General features: G+C 63.9%; 16 protein-coding genes. 9 read left to right on the plus strand and 7 right to left on the minus strand.

Features of this window, described 5'->3' with window-relative positions; translation table 11 throughout:
- Positions 1-2: 2 nt before the first annotated feature.
- Positions 3-500, minus strand: coding sequence for a hypothetical protein (locus HV670_RS20225; protein ID WP_217478471.1), 498 nt, complete (start codon positions 498-500; stop codon positions 3-5).
- Between the two features lie 199 nt (positions 501-699).
- Between HV670_RS20225 and bktB the strand changes: the two genes are divergently transcribed.
- The 3 genes from bktB (at position 700) to HV670_RS20240 (ending at position 3,844) form a co-directional block, all read left to right on the plus strand.
- The gene (bktB, locus tag HV670_RS20230; RefSeq protein WP_175106654.1) at positions 700-1,884 is read left to right on the plus strand and encodes a beta-ketothiolase BktB; all 1,185 of its coding nucleotides are present in this window, start codon (positions 700-702) and stop codon (positions 1,882-1,884) included.
- A 172-nt stretch (positions 1,885-2,056) separates the two neighbouring features.
- A complete protein-coding gene (locus HV670_RS20235; protein ID WP_175106655.1) occupies positions 2,057-2,551 on the plus strand; it encodes a hypothetical protein in 495 nt (164 codons plus the stop codon).
- Between the two features lie 105 nt (positions 2,552-2,656).
- On the plus strand, positions 2,657-3,844 hold the full coding sequence (locus tag HV670_RS20240) for a cystathionine beta-lyase (RefSeq protein ID WP_175106656.1): 1,188 nt from the start codon (positions 2,657-2,659) through the stop codon (positions 3,842-3,844).
- 232 nt (positions 3,845-4,076) lie between these two features.
- Here HV670_RS20240 and serB read toward each other — a convergent pair whose 3' ends face one another.
- Genes serB through motA form a run of 3 tightly spaced genes read right to left on the minus strand, consistent with a single transcriptional unit; the run spans position 4,077 to position 7,044 of the window.
- Positions 4,077-4,916 (minus strand): phosphoserine phosphatase SerB, encoded by an 840-nt coding sequence (gene serB, locus HV670_RS20245; RefSeq protein WP_175106657.1) that lies wholly within the window; start codon positions 4,914-4,916, stop codon positions 4,077-4,079.
- A gap of 44 nt (positions 4,917-4,960) precedes the next feature.
- Positions 4,961-6,172, minus strand: coding sequence for a flagellar motor protein MotB (gene motB / locus HV670_RS20250; RefSeq protein WP_175106658.1), 1,212 nt, complete (start codon positions 6,170-6,172; stop codon positions 4,961-4,963).
- Positions 6,173-6,174: 2 nt separating this feature from the next.
- Positions 6,175-7,044 (minus strand): flagellar motor stator protein MotA, encoded by an 870-nt coding sequence (gene motA / locus HV670_RS20255; RefSeq protein ID WP_175106659.1) that lies wholly within the window; start codon positions 7,042-7,044, stop codon positions 6,175-6,177.
- A gap of 386 nt (positions 7,045-7,430) precedes the next feature.
- On the opposite strand from motA, the gene HV670_RS20260 reads away from it, so the two are divergent.
- Positions 7,431-7,949: a DUF6013 family protein gene (locus HV670_RS20260; protein WP_246257751.1), complete on the plus strand. Its 519-nt coding sequence runs from the start codon at positions 7,431-7,433 to the stop codon at positions 7,947-7,949.
- A gap of 99 nt (positions 7,950-8,048) precedes the next feature.
- Here HV670_RS20260 and HV670_RS20265 read toward each other — a convergent pair whose 3' ends face one another.
- Entirely contained in the window at positions 8,049-9,722 is a 1,674-nt protein-coding gene (locus tag HV670_RS20265) for an EAL domain-containing protein (RefSeq protein WP_175106660.1), read from the minus strand.
- A gap of 223 nt (positions 9,723-9,945) precedes the next feature.
- On the opposite strand from HV670_RS20265, the gene HV670_RS20270 reads away from it, so the two are divergent.
- Positions 9,946-12,291, plus strand: coding sequence for an AsmA family protein (locus tag HV670_RS20270; protein WP_425511446.1), 2,346 nt, complete (start codon positions 9,946-9,948; stop codon positions 12,289-12,291).
- A gap of 24 nt (positions 12,292-12,315) precedes the next feature.
- On the opposite strand, the gene HV670_RS20275 is transcribed toward HV670_RS20270, so the two are convergent.
- The gene (locus HV670_RS20275) at positions 12,316-12,525 is read right to left on the minus strand and encodes a dodecin (RefSeq protein WP_175106661.1); all 210 of its coding nucleotides are present in this window, start codon (positions 12,523-12,525) and stop codon (positions 12,316-12,318) included.
- A 274-nt stretch (positions 12,526-12,799) separates the two neighbouring features.
- Here HV670_RS20275 and HV670_RS20280 point away from each other — a divergent pair, with 274 nt between their 5' ends.
- On the plus strand, positions 12,800-13,558 hold the full coding sequence (locus HV670_RS20280; RefSeq protein WP_175106662.1) for a FadR/GntR family transcriptional regulator: 759 nt from the start codon (positions 12,800-12,802) through the stop codon (positions 13,556-13,558).
- A 104-nt stretch (positions 13,559-13,662) separates the two neighbouring features.
- Here HV670_RS20280 and HV670_RS20285 read toward each other — a convergent pair whose 3' ends face one another.
- The gene (locus HV670_RS20285) at positions 13,663-14,076 is read right to left on the minus strand and encodes a hypothetical protein (RefSeq protein WP_175106663.1); all 414 of its coding nucleotides are present in this window, start codon (positions 14,074-14,076) and stop codon (positions 13,663-13,665) included.
- Between the two features lie 210 nt (positions 14,077-14,286).
- Here HV670_RS20285 and HV670_RS20290 point away from each other — a divergent pair, with 210 nt between their 5' ends.
- The 3 genes from HV670_RS20290 to HV670_RS20300 all read left to right on the plus strand — a co-directional run bounded on the left by HV670_RS20290 (position 14,287) and on the right by HV670_RS20300 (position 18,421).
- Entirely contained in the window at positions 14,287-16,083 is a 1,797-nt protein-coding gene (locus HV670_RS20290) for a sensor histidine kinase (RefSeq protein ID WP_175106664.1), read from the plus strand.
- Between the two features lie 67 nt (positions 16,084-16,150).
- Positions 16,151-16,600 carry a response regulator gene (locus tag HV670_RS20295; RefSeq protein WP_175106665.1) on the plus strand — a complete coding sequence of 150 codons (450 nt, stop codon included), beginning with the start codon at positions 16,151-16,153 and terminating at the stop codon, positions 16,598-16,600.
- A 177-nt stretch (positions 16,601-16,777) separates the two neighbouring features.
- Positions 16,778-18,421 (plus strand): ATP-binding response regulator, encoded by a 1,644-nt coding sequence (locus HV670_RS20300; protein WP_175106666.1) that lies wholly within the window; start codon positions 16,778-16,780, stop codon positions 18,419-18,421.
- The last annotated feature ends 58 nt before the right edge of the window (positions 18,422-18,479 follow it).

Consider the following 18,479-nt stretch of genomic DNA (forward strand, 5'->3'; position numbering starts at 1 on the left):
ACCTATTGTGTCGGCGTATCCGGTTGCGGCGTGTCCGGCTTCTGCTCGTTTGAGTCGTCACTCGAGGCGGCCGAATCCGAGGCCGGTTCGGCGGCCGACGTGCCCTTGTCCATCTCGTCGCCCCGCGTCCCCGGCGTGAAATGAGGATTGGCCGGCTTGTCGATCGCGCCACCCGCGGGCAGCACTGTGACGACCTGTCCGTCAGGCCCTTGCTTCGTCATCACCTGGTAGACCAGATCGCCGTGGCAGGTGTGGACGGTCCACAACTGGGGTGTGTCGCTGACACCTTCGGTCGGCCGCTCGATATTGGAAACCAACGGGCAGCCTGAGCGCGTGATCGCGTCGATCCTGACCATATTGTCGGCCGTACTGCTCGCCGGCGTGAGAGCCGTTTTTTCCACGGTATACACGGTCCGGGCGTCTCCCGCAACGATGCCCGACGACTGGGTCTGCGCCGTCGTATCGGGAGACTTCTCGCCCGACGGCTTGGACCATGGCATGAGACTGCATGCGCTTAGGGCCAGCGCCAGGGGAACTACGACCACAGCGCGTGAGAGGGCGCGCGACGACATCTGCATCTGATTTCTCCTGCCCGCACTTCAAAAAGCGGAACCGCGATGATACCTTGCGTCATTGTCCGACGGTGGCTGCTGGGACAATGAGCGTCCAGGCAAACTTTGTCGAATTTGGGAGAGTGCGATGACACGCGATGTCGTGGTGGTGAGCGGTGTGCGTACGGCGATCGGTGATTTTGGCGGCAGTCTCAAGGACCTTGCGCCAACCGAGCTCGGTGCACGTGTCGTGCGCGAGGCGCTCACGCGCGCAAAAGTCGGCGCAGACGAAGTCGGCCATGTCGTGTTCGGCCATGTGATCAATACGGAACCTCGCGATATGTATCTCGCTCGCGTGGCCGCGATCGATGCGGGCGTGAGCCATCATACGCCCGCGATGACGCTGAACCGTCTGTGCGGCTCCGGTCTGCAGGCGATCGTCTCGGCGGCCCAGTCGATCATGCTGGGCGACGCGGATATCACCGTTGCGGGTGGGGCGGAGAGCATGAGCCGCGCCCCGTATATGGCACCTGCCGCGCGCTTCGGTGCCCGCATGGGCGACGCGGGGTTGATCGACATGATGCTCGGCGCATTGCATGATCCGTTCGACGACATCCATATGGGCGTGACGGCCGAGAACGTGGCGCAGCGCTATGAGATCGGCCGTGCTGCGCAGGACGCGCTTGCGGCCGAATCGCATCGGCGGGCCGCGCATGCGATCGAAGCGGGCTACTTCAAGGACCAGATCCTGCCGGTCACGCTCAAGACTCGCAAGGGCGATACCGTGTTCGATACCGACGAGCACGTGCGCGGCGGCACGACCGCCGAAGATCTTGGGAAGCTCCGGCCGGTGTTCAGGAAGGAGGGCGGCACGGTAACGGCGGGCAATGCATCCGGTCTCAACGATGCGGCCGCGGCGCTTGTACTGATGGAGCGCACGACGGCCGCGCAGCGCGGCATCAAGCCGCTCGCACGGCTCGTCGCGTATGCGCATGCGGGCGTCGATCCGAAATACATGGGCATCGGTCCGGTTCCGGCCACGCGCAAGGCACTCGAACGCGCTGGGCTCAGCGTTGCCGATCTCGATGTGATCGAAGCGAACGAGGCCTTTGCCGCACAGGCTTGTGCGGTGTCGAAGGAACTCGGCTTCGATCCGGCCAAGGTCAACCCGAACGGCTCGGGCATTTCGCTCGGTCACCCGATCGGGGCGACGGGCGCGTTGATCACGGTGAAGGCCCTCTATGAACTCGAACGTATCCAGGGCCGGTATGCGCTCGTAACGATGTGCATCGGCGGCGGCCAGGGCATCGCGGCGATCTTCGAGCGGATCTGACCCGTCCTGCCGGCTCGGGCGCGGCAAGCCCGCGAGGGCCGGCGGATTTCGTGGACTGGGCAGGCGACTTGGACGACTCAGACGACTTGGGCGACTCGGGCGATTCAGACGACTCAGACGACTCAGACGACTCAGACGACTCAGACGACTCAGATGCAAAAGGGCAGAGTGGATGTCAAAAAGTTTCACACCGAGGGGATGGCGGGTGATCGTGGGGACGGTTGCGTTGAGCGGCTTGCTGGCTGTGCTGGGCGCTTGCGCGACCGGATCCTCCAGCGGGAGTGCGACGGCAGGGTCGAAGCCCGCAGTCACCTTGCATCCCGACCCTGCGTTCGCCAGCCTGCCTCGTTATGAAGGCACCCTGGGCAAACGCGCGATCGTGCTCAGGCTGGGTGCCAAGACCGGCCCCGACGATGGGGGCGGGCTGCATGGCGAGTACCAGTTCGCTGATTCAAAGGAAGTGCGGCTCGTCGCGGGCGATAGCGGCGATAACGGTGTGATCGAGCTCGACGAGTCCGACGACGGCACGCGCATTTCGGGTCAATGGGTCGGCAAGCTCGCCCCGAACGGGGACTTCAAGGGCGTCTGGAGCAATGTCGATGAATCGGTAACGGAATCGATCGACCTGCATCGGGTGAAGGGCGCCTCGGCGGCAGGCCAGCAGTAGCGCTCGGCGTGCCGGCGCAGAGGGGGACGGGCACGGATCCCTATGCTATCCTCGACGGCTTCAATTCGCTTGCCTTCAGTGCAGTTTCCTCTCCCCGCCCTAGCCATGTCAGACGCCGGTCCGAAGCTTCATCCGCAGACACTTTCGATTCATCCCGACGACCAGATCACTCCCGGCTGGACTGCAGTGCCGGTGCCGGTCGCGCGCGCGTCGACCGTGCTGTTTCCGGACCTTGCCTCGATCCGCGCCTTGAACTGGCGCGACGATTCGAAATGGCGCTATGGCCTGCATGCGACGCCGACCTCGATGGCGCTCGCACAGCGACTCGCCACGCTCGAGGGCGGCAAGCATACGCTGCTTCACCCGTCGGGACTGTCGTCGATCACCAATGTCTATCTCGCATTCGTGCACCCCGGCGACGATATCCTGATCCCGGACAACGCCTATTCGCCGAATCGTGAACTCGCCGACTGGTACGCGAAGCATCACGGGGTTTCCGTGCGCTACTTCGATCCGATGATCGGTGCGAAGATCGCCGATCTGCTGCAGGACAATACAAAACTCATCTGGCTCGAGGCACCCGGTTCCGTGACGATGGAAGTCCCGGACGTGCCCGCGATCGCACAGGTCGCACGCGCGAAGGGCATTCTGACCGCGATCGACAGCACTTATGCGGCGGGTCTGTCATTCCGTCCGCTCGAACATGGTGTCGACATCGTGATCCAGGCGCTCACGAAATATCAGTCGGGGGGAAGCGATATATTGATGGGCGCGACGGTCACGTCCAACGCCGATCTTCATGCCGAGCTCAAGCGGGCGCGCATGATCTTCGGCCTCGGCGTGTCCTCCGACGACTGTTCGCTCGTGCTGCGCAGCCTGCCGACGATGCAGGTTCGCTACGAGGCGCATGATCGCAGCGCGCTTGCCCTCGCTCGCTGGCTCAAGACCCGCCCGGAGGTCGATGTCGTGCTGCATCCGGCGTTGCCGGACTGTCCGGGGCACGCGACGTTCATGCGCGATTTCACGGCGGCGGGCGGCCTGTTCTCGATCGTCTTCAATCCCCGGTACAGCAGCGCGCAGGTCGATGCATTCGTCGAGGGATTGCGCCTGTTCAAGCTTGGCTATAGTTGGGGCGGCGCATTGAGCCTCGCGCTGCCCTACAACGTCCGCACGATGCGCACCGCGACGCGCTGGCCGCACGACGGTGTGCTCGTGCGTCTGTTCGTCGGCCTCGAGGATGAAGGCGATCTGCGCGCGGACATCGAGCAAAGCCTCACGGCGCATCTGGGCTAGACGAGCCCGGAAACCAGACGAACAAACGAAGCAAGATGCCGTCGAACCCGGCGAACAGACGCACCGGGCTGTCGAACCAGCAACTCGACGGACAGCCGCAGGGGGCCCGTCGAACCGGCAACTCGACGAACAGACGCAGTGGGCCGTCGAACCGTCAATGGGTCGAACAGCCGCAACGGGCCGTCGAACCGTCAACGGGGCGAACTGCCGAAGCGGGCCGTTGAACCGTCAACTAGACAAACAGCCGCAGCAGACCGTCAAGCCCGACGAAATTAAAGGCGACGTTCGCCGCTTCGCACACGACGGGCTTGGCACGGAACGCGACTGACAGGCCCGCCTCGGCCATCATCTTCAAGTCGTTCGAGCCGTCGCCCATGGCGATCGCGCGGGCAGGCACAACGCCGAGGCTCGCGCAGGTTTCGAGCAGCGTGCGAGCCTTGACGTCGGCGTTGACGATTTCACCGAGCACGCGTCCCGTGAGCTTGCCGTCGACGATCTCGAGGGTGTTAGCCCGTGTGAAGTCAAGGCCGAGCCGCTCCTGGAGCCGTTCGGTGAAAAACGTGAAGCCGCCCGAGACGAGCAGCGTCTTGAGGCCCGCGGCCCGTGCACCGGCTAGCATGGCTTCGGCCCCTGGCGAAAGACGCAGGCGCTCTTCGTAGACACGTTCGAGCGCGCTCGCGTCAAGCCCTTCGAGCAGGGCCACACGGCGCGTCAGGCTCTCGTTGAAGTCACGGATTTCACCGCGCATCGAGGCCTCGGTGATCGCCGCGACTTCCGCCTTGAGGCCGCAGAAATCGGCAATCTCGTCAATGCATTCGATCGTGATCAGCGTCGAGTCCATGTCCATCGCCAGCAGCTTGAATGCCGTCAGCGATTGCGGTTCGACGTAGGCGAAGTCGAGTTGATGCGTGCCGCAATAGATTTCGATGTCGGGCCGTTGCGAAAACTGCGCATCGACCACGCGCAGGGTGTGCGCGTCGACGAGGCCGGCTGACTTGCCGCGCGCAAGAGCGCTCAGAGGCTTGACGTGCGCAGCGTCGAGCGGGGTGGCGCTCTGGATGACCAGGTTCATCGGTATGCTGAAGGGGAAGGGTGGGAACGGCCGCTATTGTAATCTCAGCGTCCCGCCGTCCCCTCGGCACGCGCTGACGGGTTTGCGAACACCGCCGTTGTGACAGTCCCCGTGCTGTCCTTGGCAGGCAGGGTAATCGCACCCGCGTCGCCGGTTTTGACGGGTGTGGCGACGGGTGTGACTTTAGCCGCGCCCGGCACCCTGGCTGCGCCGACCCCTGTCTTCGACGCTCCCAACGCCGTCGGCAACTGCCCCGGCGAACTCAGGTCGGTCCGGCCGCCGTCGCGGAAGAACGCATCCTCCGTCCGCTTGTTCAGCACGACAATACTGATGCGCCGGTTGCTGGGCTCGGCAGGGTTGGCCTTGTTCAATGGCAATGCATCGGCAAGACCGCGGACCTGGAGCACCTTCTGTTCAGCCAGGCCGCCGACGCCGAGTTCGCGCCGTGCCGCATTCGCCCGCTCGGAGGACAGTTCCCAGTTCGAGTAACCTGATTCGGCACCCGCATACGGAGCGGAATCCGTGTGCCCGGCGATCGAGATATGGTTGGACACATCATTGAGCGCCGTGCCGATCTCGTCGAGGATTTCTTTCGCGTACGGCTCGAGGACGGCCTTGCCGGTCGCAAACATCGGCCGGTTCTGCGCATCGACGATCTGGATGCGCAGGCCTTCGGTCGTGATGTCGATCTTGATCTGGTTGCGAAACTGTGCCAGCTTCGGATTCATTTCGACCATCTTGTCGAGCCGCGTCTTGAGCGCCGACAAGCGTTGCGCATCGTCGTTCTGTTCGGATTGCGTCTTGGCGGCCGTCTGGCTGGTCGCGACCGCGGGCATCAGCGAAGCCTGCGGGTCGGTGTGCGCGTCGGCCGAAGCCTGCGTGGTCGAATTGGGCACGAGCACCGGGTTCTGCTGCTTCGAATCGTCGCCATGCCGCGTTTCGCCGGGCCTCGAAGTGGTGAGGTCCTTGCCGCCGCCATCGAGAATGCTGTCGGATGCGCTCACCGACCGGCCGCTCGCCATCGCCACGGCCAGCGGCCTTTTGAAGAAGTCCGCGATGCCCTGCTTGTCGCTCTTGTTGGTCGAGTTCAGCAGCCACATGAGCAGGAAGAACGCCATCATGGCCGTGACGAAGTCGGCGTAGGCGATCTTCCACGCGCCCCCGTGATGCGGGTGATCGTCTTGGCCGCCGCGGCGGCGCAGAATCAGCAGGGAGACCTTGGCGGTCTCGCTTTCTTTTTTCCTCGGAGGTGGCATGATCAGGCGGCCTTGGGAGTCTTCGTCGCCTTGACGGCTTCCTCGAGCTCCTCGAAGCTCGGCCGGTCGACCGAGAACAGCACCTTGCGGCCGAACTCGACTGCGACGGTCGGTGCGTAACCGCCCATGGCGGCAAGCAGCACGCACTTCACGCATTCGAAGGGCTTGCCCGCTTCCTTCGCCTTGGCGTTGAGCACGCTCGCGAGCGGCCCGATGAAACCGTAGGCCAGCAAGATGCCGAGAAAGGTGCCGACCAGCGCGGACGCGATCATCTCGCCGAGTTCGGCCGGCGGCACCCCGATCGAGCCCATCGTATGCACCACGCCCATCACGGCGGCGACGATACCGAACGCCGGCAAGCCGTCCGCGACGGTCTGCACCGCGATACCCGGCACGGAAACCTCGGCATGGTGAGTTTGCAGTTCGGCATCCATCAGGTCCTGTACCTCATGAACCGCGAGGTTGCCGCTCGACATCATCCGCAGATAGTCGACGATGAAGTCGCGCAGGTGATGATCGTTGAGTACCACGGGGTACTTCTGGAAGATCGGGCTTTCCTCAGGCGTCTCGACATCACCTTCAAGGCTCAGCATGCCTTCCTTGCGAGACTTTTGAAGCAGCTCGTAGAGCAGTGCGATGACCTGAAGGTACTTCTTCTTGTCGTACTTGCTCCCCTTGAAGCAACTCGGCAGGGCTTTGAGCGTGGCCTTCAGCGTCTTGGTCGGGTTGCTGACGACAAAGGCACCGACCGCGGCACCAAAGATGCAGACAAACTCGAAGGGCTGTATGAGGGCGGCGATATGACCGCCCTCGGCGATGAAGCTGCCGAACACGCAGACGGTGACGACGACCCAGCCGATGATGACGAACATGGAGTGATCCTTGAAGGGGAAATCAGTCGGAGTAGTTCTCTTCTCCCTGTTTACGGTTGCGCCGGCGTCTACTTGATAGTGGCAAGCGGAAACGGACGATATTTTGCGAACCCTGTTTAGCGGACGCTTCGATCGGCGCAATCCAGCCCTATGGTGCGGATTCGCGGCCGGGTTCGGGACGCTGCCGATTGGCATGCATGCGATCTCGTGCTTATCATCAGGCTGGAATCGAGGGTAGGCAGTAGGTGGACGATCGGTGGATGCCTTGTGGCTGATGGCTGGCCGTTCAGGCAGCGAGATGCAAGGCCATGCGCGACGGGGCGGCGGAGCAATGGAATACGCCGTGCCGATGAGCCGGGCTCGAATATCAACTCAGGAGAGAACCGATGAAAACACTGCTGATCGCGGCGGCGTTTGCGGCAGCCCTCGCAGGGGGAAGCCCTGCTGTCTATGCCCTATTGCCGGAGGGGCGTGTGGCCTACACCGTCAAGGTTCATTCGAAGGCTTACGGAGATAGCCAGTCGACCCGCCAGATCGCGTCGGGGCAGACCGACGACTATTCATGGAAGTCGACGCCTCCGGGTGGTCCGGTCGCCTTTCCCGCACAATGCGCGTCGGCCCATGACTGGCCGGTCGATGAAAACGGTGCGCTCCAGCGGCAGACACGCGTGCGCCTCGCACCGGTGGTCAACAAGCCGGGGGTCGCGACGATCCAGCTGGGCTTCGACGCGATCAGTCCGCAGGGCAAGGCGCCCAGGCAGGGTTCGGCCGCGGCCGGTGCCAATGCCTGCCCCCCTGTCAACCAGTACAGTGAAATCGTCCGTTTCACCCTGCCACTCAATGGCAAGCCCAAGACGCTGACACTCAAGGATGGCACGCAGGTCATCGTCAGCGGCAAGCCGTGACGGCGCGCGGGACGCCCCCGTTCGGCGAAGGGTGCAATGAGCGGCAGAGCGGTGAACCCGCAATGGGTAGGTGACCCGAGGCGAGGCGCGGCGAGCGCTTCAGGCGTCGTCGGACCGCAGGTCCCGCCGCGGGAAGCGGGAGCTGCGCGGTCCGGGGGGCGCCGGCTCGAGCGCAGCGCCGGAGCGCGAATGGCCTTGCGACACGAGCGCCTGAGTCGAGCCGAGCGCGAGCCAGCGCGCGAGGCTTGCCGCGCTCATCGGCTGCGCATAGAAGAAGCCCTGGCCATAAGCGACGCCCAGTTCTAACAGGCTTCGGTGCTGCCGCATCGTCTCGATGCCTTCGGCAATCAAGGTCAGCCCGATTTGCCGGGCCAGCGCGATGATGCCGCGGATCAGGTCGGTCCGGTCGTCTTCGAGTTCGGCGACAAAACGCTGGTCGATCTTCAGGTAGTCGAAATGAAAATCCTGCAACTGCGCGAGCGTGCTCCGATCGGTACCGAAATCGTCGAGCGCGAAGCGCACACCCTGTTTGCGCAGCGTTTCGAACGAGGCCAGCGCGGCTTGCGGGTCATCGAACAGATAGCGTTCGGTGACCTCGGCGATGACCGGTCTGCCCCGACCATGTGAAGCGAGGAGGCGGGCGAGGTCGGCGATCGCGTGGCTGCTTTGCAGATGGCGCGGCGCGAGATTCACAGCAAGATGCAGATGCCGTGGAATCTTCTGTTGATGAAGTTCGTCGAGCGCGCGTTCGACGACCATCCGCGTCATCGGTACGATCAGCGGGTCGCCCTCGACGACGCCGATGAAATCGTTGGGACTGACGACCCCCCAACGGGGATGCGACCATCTCACCAGCGCTTCGACGCCAACGCATACCCCGGTGCCGAGTTCGACCACCGGCTGGTAGTGGACATCGAACTCGTGCCGCGCGATCCCGGCGCGCACTGCGCGCAGGAGCGTCCTGCGCGGCGTGAAGGAATTCGACATGAGCCAGACGAATAGCGCGGCAAACGCGATGCCGATCGGGATGAACAGCGTCAGCTGATGCTGGTAGATATCCCGGACCAGACGCGGCGACGGGTGGACCACGACCTCGAGCGGGAACCGCGAAGCGCTCGCGGTCGGTGGCTGCTTGTCAGACTCGACGGCACCCTGCAGCGTGAGCATGACATTGCCGTCGCGCAGATTGATCTGGTCCATCCCGAAGCGGCTGTCGTTGCGCAGGATGTCGGAGAGATAGGCCCCGTCGAGGTAGAACAGCACGCCTCTGCCGAGCGCATCGGGCACCGTGTCAGGAAAGAAGGCGAGCAGGGAGGGGCGGCCGGGCTGAGTCAGCGTACCGCGCACGAGACGGTATGAAGGCCGGTCGCGGCGAATTTCGCTGAAGTAGCTCGAAAGGGGAACATCAGTCGCACCATAGCTGGAGGCGCAATAGATCACGCCATCGGCGACGAGCGCGCCCGTGCGGACATAGGGTATAAAGGCATCGGTCGCGGAGAGGCGCTGCCGTGCTTCGTCGCAGGGTATGCCGACCAGCGGCATCAGGCTCGCGTGTTCGAGCGCGACGCGATCGATCATCGACTCGACACTTTGCACGACGTCCATCGCCACGGCATGCTTGCGCTCGAACAGCTGTGCGCGGCCCTGCCAGAGAGCGAGTCCGGCGAACACGCCGACGATCAGGACGACGCACAAGGTCATCAGCGCGATACGCGAGGTGAGCATCTCGTGGCGCGCTGCGCGGTGGTCGGGGTAGGACTTGATCGGCTTCACTCTTTCGTGCACCGGAGGCATTGCGCGCCGTACATTTTTGTCGGGTTCTATCGTTGAAGCGCGCCCCTGTGCATTCAGTCAGCGGACTGTGCGAGCATAGCATGCAGATCAGCTCGCGCACCATCTGGCCTGGGAATTGCTGCTCAAACCTGTTGTTGTGTGTGCGCTTGCGCACACAGGCACGTTATATTCTGCGTCTATCCAACCCAACAAGGATGACTGAATGACGACCCGTGCCCGACCTGTTTCACGAATGGCCCTCAGGATCGCTGGTTGGACGCTGGGCGCTATCGTGCTGCTGATCACTGTGCTGGTTGTCGTGTTCCTGACGTTCGACTGGAATCGGGCGCGCCCCTGGGTCGACGACAAAGTATCCGCGGCGATCGGCCGGCCGTTCGCGATCAACGGCGATCTCAAGATCGGCTGGCACAACGCACCTCAAGAATGGCTTACGGGGTGGCGCGCCTGGATTCCATGGCCGCGCTTCTCGGCGGCCAACATCACGATCGGCAATCCGGACTGGGCTCAGCAGAAATATTTCGCGACGCTCGACGAGATCGACTTTCAGGTGGCCGTGCTGCCCTTGCTCAGACGCAAGATCGTGATTCCGTCGATCAACCTCGTCAATCCCTCCGTCGATCTCGAGCGCGTACTCGACGGCACCAACAACTGGACGTTCCGGTTGCCGTCGTCAAGCACTCCGTCCGAGTGGAAGCTCGATCTCCACAATGTCGCCTTCCAGAAGGGCCGCCTCCTCTTGTCAGATCAGCAAAACGAACTGACGCTCGACGGCACGATCGATACGCTCTCCCAGCCGATTCCGATCGGGGAGGTGCTCAGGGAGCAGGAAAAGGCTTCGCGCCAACATTCGGCCGAGGCAGTCGGCGCGTCCGGCGCCGCTAAGCTGTCGCGCCAGGCAGCGGCCTCGTCGTCGGCCAGCGCGGTCGAGCAGTCCGTGACGGCGTCGAGTACGAATGCGCCGGCCACGGCCTCCGCGGCGGTGATCGGCTCGGCTTCGGCGGCCAGCGAGGCATCCGCGGGAGGCGGAGCGTCGGCGCATGGCGCAGCCGCCGCGAGCACGCCAACAAGCGGCCGTGCCGCGCGCAATGCGCCGCCGCAGTATGCACTCGGCTGGTCGGTCAAAGGCGAGTACAAGAGGACCACGGTCGAAGGCAGCGGCAAGCTCGGCGGCATTCTTGCCCTCCAGGATGCATCGCATCCGTATCCGGTCCAGGTCGACCTGCGCATCGGCGATACGCGGATCGCCGTCGCCGGGACGCTCAGCGATCCTGCACATCTCGCCGCGCTGGACTTGCGGCTGTGGCTCCAGGGCCGCAGCATGGCCCGGCTATACGACATCACCGGCATCCCGCTGCCGGAGACGCCCCCGTTTGCCACGGATGGACGGTTGTTCGCCAGGCTCCAGGGCGGCCCGATGGTGTTCCGATACGAGGACTTTACCGGCCGCGTGGGTGGCTCGGATATCAACGGCACGCTCGTCTACCAGCAGCAAACACCACGCCCCGTGTTGTCGGGCACGCTCGTCTCCAACGTGCTCCAGCTCTCCGACCTGGGTCCGATCATCGGGGCGGATTCGCGGGCGAGCCGCCGGCAACGCGGCGATACGAGCTCGCAGCCGGCCGGCAAGGTGCTGCCGGTCGAGGAGTTCCGCACGGATCGGTGGAAGACACTCGATGCCGACGTGCATTTCACGGGTCGCCGCATTCTGCGCAGCAAGTCGTTGCCGATCTCGGATCTGTACACGCACCTGATTCTGGATAACGGCATCCTGACGCTCGATCCATTGCGCTTCGGTGTGGCGGGGGGCTCGCTGGCGGGCACGATCCGTCTCGATGGCTCGGCCGATCCGCTCGCAGGCCGGTTTTCGATCGCGGCGCGTCATCTGCGCCTCAAGCAGATGTTCCCGACCTTTGCACCGATGCAGACGAGTCTCGGCGAGGTCAACGGCGATGTGGCGCTCTCCGCGCTCGGCAATTCGCCGGCCCGGCTCGCGGCGACGTCCAATGGCGAAATCAAGCTGCTCGTCAATGACGGCGCCATCAGCAACCTGCTGCTCGAGGCTGCCGGCCTGAACGTCGCGAACGTCGTCTACAACCGGCTGTTTGGCGACAAGACGACACGGATCAACTGCGCGGCCGCCGATGTGGTGGTCAGCAAGGGCGTCGCCGAGCCACGCATCTTCGCACTCGACACCGCGGACGCGCTGATCAACGTCGACGGCAAGGTCGACTTGAGCAGTGAGGATCTCGACCTCACGATTCGCCCGCACACCAAGGGCTTTCGCGTGTTTTCGCTGCGCTCGCCCCTGCATGTGGGCGGTACCTTCGCACGTCCGAAGGTCGGCGTCGACATTCCGGCCCTCGCGCTGCGCGGTGGCGCGGTGGTCGGGCTGGCGCTCATCAACCCGTTCGCCGCGCTGATTCCCTTGCTGGCGCCGTCCAATGTCGGCGAATCGCCGTGCGCACAGATGTTCGCGTCGATGCGCGCGCTGCCTAGCGCCCCGCCGCCGGGCGTCACCAAGCCGCCCGTCAGGAAGACCGCGCGATAGGGGTCGGGGAGGCCGAGTCCTCGGCTAGTCCTCGATGCGCAGGCCGACCTTGAGCGTGACCTGCCAGTCGGCGATCTTGCCATCTTCGATACGGCCGCGCGTTTCGATGACTTCGAACCAGTGGATATTGCGCAGTGTCTTGCTTGCTTTGGCAATCGCCGTTTCGACCGCATGTTCGATCGACTGGGCCGATGAGCCCGTCAGTTCGATGGATTTATAGACGTGCTGCGTCATGATCATGTCTCCTTTGTAAGGCGGTGAATGCGAAATGCGCCTACCTTCGTCGCAAGACGCGGACCCTGCATGCGCGGTCCGCGCCTATCTTTAGACGAATGCGACATCGCGCGGGATAAAACGAGTGTTCGCCGGTTTTTTGTATATCGAAAAGGTGAACTTACGTATATTTCATTATTTCGCGTCGCGCTGCTCGCCGTTATGCTTACGCGACATTAAACGTCAGCCGTCGGATCTTGACGCTGCCTGAGCCTTATCGCCGGTGATCGAACTAATGAGTAAAGCTGAAAATACATCGACCGTCGCACAGGTGTCGGACCGCCTTGCGTTGAACATCGTGGCGGGAGAGTACGGCGAACTCCTGCCGCCGCAGGAGGGACTCGCCGAGAATTTCGGGGTCAGCCGCACGCTGATGCGCGAAGCGCTGTCGATGCTCCTCGTCAAGGGTATGTTGGAGATGCGGCCGCGACTCGGCACGCGCGTGCTGTCCGAGCAGAACTGGAAGATTTTCAACCGGGATGTGATCGGCTGGTGCTTCGCCGCGAAGGCCGACCCGGAGTTCATGCTCGATCTGCTCGATCTGCGCGCGGTCATCGAGCCGCGGGCTGCCGCGCTCGCGGCGATGCGAGCCACACCCGAGGACAAGGCGGCGCTGCGTACGGCGATCGACGGCATGCGCACCTGGCCGTCGTCAAGCGCGGAATTCGCGGCGCACGATCTCGACCTGCATGTGGGCATCATTCGCGCGAGCCAGAATCAGTTGTTCATCCAGCTCGAGGTCATCGTCCGTGCATCGATCGAGACGATGATCCGCATCATCAGTCCAAACCCCGGCGTGATCACCGCGTCCATCGACAGTCACGAACGGATTGTGAAGGCGATCGAGATGCAGGATCCCGTCGAGGCAGAACTCGCGATGCGCCTTCTGGTCGACGAAGCCGCGCGGAGTGTCGAGGCGACGATGGGACTCGGCAACTCGCACTGGAACGATGCGCGGCCCGGTTCGCCGGCCGGTTCTACGTCGGGGCCCTGAGCGGACTCCTTGGTGGGAGCGGAGCTTCACTGGCAGCCTGGGTGAGATCCTGAGCGAGGATCCCGACACGGAGTGGAATAAGCCTTCCCGTCCGATGTCGCCGGTCACGGGGCGTCAGGTGCACTCGGGGCGAGCTGGCCCGCGCTGCCTGCCGCGCCAAATTCGGAGAGAACCTTCTTGCGCGCGATACTCGCGAAAATGAGGAATCCGAGGCCGTTTGCTTCGTACCAATACCCACCGTTGTCAAGGCCCGCGATCGGCTGCTCGAGCGCGTGCTCGATCGAATCGAGGCAGGCACGCCGCAGTTCGCCGATCTCCGGGTAGGGCGGTTGGGCACCGCGCACGGGACACAGCAGCACATCGAGGCCTGGCAGCACCTGTGCATACAACACGGGTTCGTCCTGCGAGCGGGCGCGCGCAAGTTTTGTATTCAACTGCGCAAACGGCTCGCACCGCTTGACTGCGCTGAGAAAGGTTTCGGCCACGCTGTCGCGCCGCCGCTTGTTCGGGATCGGCATTGCTGGACCTCGCAACGAACGGGTGCAACCGGCCTCGCACAGCGCGAGTGCCACGTCACGGTTCTTTATAGCACACGGAAAATACGCGGCGGCGACGATTTCGCGCCTTGCCGGGCGCGTTGCGCCGCGTGTCGTGGCCGATGCCGCTGGTTTCATTGATCTATCGCGGGGCTTTGCCGATAATCTCATATCTATTGGCGCCGATATCGCATGAAACTGTTCACAAAGGGGCTGTTGCTGATCGCGATTCCGAGCGTGCTCGAACTCGTCGTACTCGGCACGCTGCTCGACAAGCAGCGCGACGCCTCGCGAGTCGAACGCTGGGAACTGCACAGCCAGCAGGTGATCAACCAGGCCGCAGGCATCATCGATCCCTTGCTGCGCGAATCGGCGCGCGTCCATGGCGCCGCGATCACCGGCGAGGCCACGCCGCTCTCCGACATTGAGCCATGGCGCGAACTGGACGCACGCCTGCACGGCCTCAATGCACTCGTCGGCGACGACCCGCTCGCGCTCGCGCGCGTGACCGCGATCCGTGCGTTGGCGACCCGGTATCACACCTGGATCGACCGGGTTTCGGCCCGCATCGGATCGGGTGATCGTGCGCAGTATTTACCGATGCTGGCCCCGAACAACGAAGGCGATGTGTTGATGAACCGGATGCGGGAGGCCATCTCGACGTTCAATCAGCAGGAAGACCAGCTGCACGAAGAGCGCGGGCAATCGCTCGATCAACTGCGTATTTTCCAGAAATCCGCCCTCGTGTTGGCTGCGCTCGGTTCGCTGTTGATTACGGTGCTGTCGGCCTATCTGTTCACCCGGCATATCGGCCTGCGGCTCGCCGCACTCGGCGAAAACGCACGGCGCGTCGCCGACGGCATGCCTTTACCCCGGCCCGTCGGAGGCCGCGACGAAATCTCGGCACTCGATGCCGTGCTTCACGAATCGAGCCAGCGTCTGTCCGAAGTCGAACTCGAACACCGCAACTTGTCCGAGCAGCTCCGGCAGCGCGGTGCGGAACTGATCCAGGTCAACCAGCACCTGGTTTCCCAAACGAACGACAACGAAACCTTCGTGTATGGAGTGTCCCATGACCTGCGCTCGCCGCTGGTCAATCTGCAAGGTTTTTCGAAGGAGTTGAGAGTGTCCTGCGCAAGCTTGCGCGAGGCGATCGAACGCTCATCGATGAATGCGGCACAACGCGTGCAGTTGAGTGAGATCGTCGACGGCGAGATAGCCGAGTCTCTGCATTTCCTGCAAAGCGCGGTCACGCGGGCAGCCAATATCGTCGACGCGCTGCTGAGGCTTTCGCGCGCGGGGCGGCTCGACTACCAGTGGCGCCAGGTCCGCACCGACGCGCTTGTCGAGCGCGTGGTCGGCGCGATGCGGCAGACGGTGCGCGAACGCGGCGCGCGCATTGTCGTCGGGCCCTTGCCGACGGTCTGGGGTGATGCGACGACGATCGAGCAGATTTTCGGCAATCTGATCGGCAACGCGGTCAACTATCTCGACCCGCAACGGCCAGGGCTTATCGAGATCGGGGTCCTGCCGGCCGATTGGCATGCGCCTTCAGGCGCCGCGGAGCCGAATAGCATGCCGGCAACCGCCGGCGCGGCGGAACAGCCGCCGCCGGCCTCCCCGGCCCCTCACGATGCTTCGCAAACGGCCAATCGCGATAGTCCCGCACCCCGTCGGCAGACCCATGTATTCTTTGTAAGAGATAATGGGCTCGGCATTCCCGCACTTTATCTGCCCAAGATGTTCAGCGCGTTCCAGCGCCTCCACGGCAATATTGCCAAAGGCGAGGGAATTGGGCTTGCGCTCGTGCGGCGGATGGTCGAACGGCATGAAGGTCGCGTCTGGCTCGAATCGACCGAGGGGGTCGGCTCGATCTTTTTAGTCGAACTGCCGGCGGAGCCGCCGAGCGGGCCCTCGCCCGATTCGGCGCGGCTCGACGGCGGCCCGCCGCGAATGCCGGATACCGATCGCCTCGAGGGCGCCCGATGACAGCGACACCTGCTCGGCCGACCGGTACGCTTGACACGATCAACACAGGGCTAACAAGGACACGCATATGAAGAACGGCGAAACAGTCGGCATCGTCCTGATCGAGGACGATGACGGGCACGCCACACTGGTCGAGCGCAATCTGCGACGCGCGGGGCTGACTAACGGGTTCACGCGCTTCTCCGATGGCCAGAAAGCACTCGACTGGTTCTTCAACGACCCTGAGTACCCGCAAGGGCGGCCGTTGTCGAACGTCGTCGTGCTGCTCGATCTGAAAATGCCGCGCGTGGACGGCACCGAAGTTCTGCGTCGCCTCAAGGCCTCGCCAAGCACGGCCGCGCTGCCCGTTATCGTGCTGACCACCACCGATGATCCGCGCGAGATCGAGCGCTGCTATGAACTTGGCTGCAACGTCTACGTCACCAAACCCGTCGAGTACGATGCGTTTATCGAGGCCGTCCGACGGCTCGGATTTTTCCTGCAGGTCGTCAAGCTGCCGCAACCCGCGCGCCCCTGAAATGCGGTTCGAATATGTACGCACCGATGCTTCATTTGAATTCCTGGCCGGCTTCCCGGCCGATGTCCCGGCCGTCGTATCCCGGGGTGTATCCACGGGTTCTTCGATGCGTGCCCCCGTGGAACGCTCCACGGATCGGGCCGGTGGCGGCTGTCTCATGATCTGTTCACTTCTGTCATGCTGGATCGCGTAAAGGCCACGGACGGCGCGGCCCACATCCTCCTGCTTGACGACGACGAGGGCTTGCGCACACTCGCGTGCCGCATCCTCATGCGCGCCGGGCACCGGGTCAGCGCGGTGGCCGAGGCGGAGTCGGCGCGCGCGATCGTGCTGCACGACCGGCCGGACTTGCTGTTGCTCGACTACCAGCTCGGCAGTCTGGAAACAGGACTGGAGTTCTTCCGGCGGCTCGCGCGCGAGGCCGCGCCGATTCCGGCCATCTTGCTCACGGGCTTCGCGGATGAGTCGCGTGTGATCGAGGCCTTGCGCGCGGGTGTCGCCGATGTGGTGCCGAAGACGGGCGCCTATCTCGACTACCTGCCCGAAGCCGTCTCACGCGTACTCGAACAGACACGCCTGCGCCAGGCACTCGCGCAGGCTGAACTGCTGCGTGCCCGCGAGGAAGAGCGCGAACGCCTGCTGGCCTCCGCCCAGGCCGCGCAACAGGCGGCCGAGGAGGCGAACCGCGCGAAAGACCGCTTCCTCGCGATGCTTTCACATGAATTGCGTACGCCGCTTTCACCGGTGCTGGCCACCGCGCGCATGCTCGAACGTTTTGCCGACCTCTCTGACCCGGTGAGGGACGACATCCGGCTGATCCGACGCAATATCGAACTCGAGGCGCGGCTGATCGACGACCTGCTCGACCTCACGCGCGTGTCCAACGGCAAGCTGCTGCTTGCGCTCGAAGTCGTCGACGTCCATGAAGCGCTCAGCGAGGTACTCCAGATGTTCCGCGAGGAGATCGATGCGAAGCGGCAGCGGGTCGATTTCGAGTTGGGCGCCGAACACCATCATGTGCGTGCCGATCGCGCGCGCCTGCAGCAGATGCTGTGGAATCTGGTTCGCAACGCGGCGAAATTTACACAGGAGGGCGGTGCGATCATCCTGCGAACACGCAATGCGGTAAGAGAAAACGTTGTCGAGACTCTTGAAATCGAGGTCGAGGACAACGGCATCGGCATCGATCCGCTGCGCTTGCCGTCACTGTTCACGGCATTCGAGCAGGGCAGTGCAACCATCTCGCAGCAGTATGGCGGGCTCGGCCTCGGGCTGGCGATCACGCGCGCCTTGTCCGACGCGCACGGCGGGAGCGTCATGGCTTTCAGCGAAGGGGCGGACAAGGGCGCGCGTTTTACCCTGGTCCTGCCCGTCACCGGCGCGCGGTCCGTCACGGCGGAACGCAGCGAACGTCCGACGCCGCCCGCTGAGCGGCCGCTCGAAGTGCTGCTGGTCGAAGATCACGAAGACACGGCCGACGTCATGGCCCGACTGCTCGAAGCCTATGGGCATACGGTGACGACCGCCGGTCTTCTTGCCGATGCGCTGGAAGCGATCGAGCGACAGCGTTTCGATCTTGTGATCAGCGATCTCGGTCTGCCCGACGGCAGCGGCCTCGATTTCGTGCGCGCGTTTCGCACCCGCTCGGCCGCCCCCGCAGTGGCCTTGACGGGCTACGGCATGGACGACGACGTCAGGCGCTGCATCGAGGCCGGTTTCTCCGTGCATCTGACCAAGCCGGTGAGCATCCAGCAACTCGAGCGGGTACTTAACGACGCCGCGAGCCTGCCCGTTGCCGGCCCCGGCGCCGGCTTGGCATAAGCCGCCAGGTTTCAGGGCGGCCCGCGGCGGAATACGGCACGCGCAGCAGGCGCGGAAA

This window comes from Pararobbsia alpina (genome assembly GCF_902859895.1).
Lineage (GTDB): Bacteria > Pseudomonadota > Gammaproteobacteria > Burkholderiales > Burkholderiaceae > Pararobbsia > Pararobbsia alpina.

Excerpts from the sequence above, each read along its gene's own strand:
- HV670_RS20225 (WP_217478471.1), bottom strand. The coding sequence starts at position 500 with ATGCCATGGTCCAAGCCGTCGGGCGAGAAGTCTCCCGATACGACGGCG.
- bktB (WP_175106654.1), top strand. The coding sequence starts at position 700 with ATGACACGCGATGTCGTGGTGGTGAGCGGTGTGCGTACGGCGATCGGT.
- HV670_RS20235 (WP_175106655.1), top strand. The coding sequence starts at position 2,057 with ATGTCAAAAAGTTTCACACCGAGGGGATGGCGGGTGATCGTGGGGACG.
- HV670_RS20240 (WP_175106656.1), top strand. The coding sequence starts at position 2,657 with ATGTCAGACGCCGGTCCGAAGCTTCATCCGCAGACACTTTCGATTCAT.
- serB (WP_175106657.1), bottom strand. The coding sequence starts at position 4,916 with ATGAACCTGGTCATCCAGAGCGCCACCCCGCTCGACGCTGCGCACGTC.
- motB (WP_175106658.1), bottom strand. The coding sequence starts at position 6,172 with ATGCCACCTCCGAGGAAAAAAGAAAGCGAGACCGCCAAGGTCTCCCTG.
- motA (WP_175106659.1), bottom strand. The coding sequence starts at position 7,044 with ATGTTCGTCATCATCGGCTGGGTCGTCGTCACCGTCTGCGTGTTCGGC.
- HV670_RS20260 (WP_246257751.1), top strand. The coding sequence starts at position 7,431 with ATGAAAACACTGCTGATCGCGGCGGCGTTTGCGGCAGCCCTCGCAGGG.
- HV670_RS20270 (WP_425511446.1), top strand. The coding sequence starts at position 9,946 with ATGACGACCCGTGCCCGACCTGTTTCACGAATGGCCCTCAGGATCGCT.
- HV670_RS20275 (WP_175106661.1), bottom strand. The coding sequence starts at position 12,525 with ATGACGCAGCACGTCTATAAATCCATCGAACTGACGGGCTCATCGGCC.
- HV670_RS20280 (WP_175106662.1), top strand. The coding sequence starts at position 12,800 with ATGAGTAAAGCTGAAAATACATCGACCGTCGCACAGGTGTCGGACCGC.
- HV670_RS20285 (WP_175106663.1), bottom strand. The coding sequence starts at position 14,076 with ATGCCGATCCCGAACAAGCGGCGGCGCGACAGCGTGGCCGAAACCTTT.
- HV670_RS20290 (WP_175106664.1), top strand. The coding sequence starts at position 14,287 with ATGAAACTGTTCACAAAGGGGCTGTTGCTGATCGCGATTCCGAGCGTG.
- HV670_RS20295 (WP_175106665.1), top strand. The coding sequence starts at position 16,151 with ATGAAGAACGGCGAAACAGTCGGCATCGTCCTGATCGAGGACGATGAC.
- HV670_RS20300 (WP_175106666.1), top strand. The coding sequence starts at position 16,778 with ATGCTGGATCGCGTAAAGGCCACGGACGGCGCGGCCCACATCCTCCTG.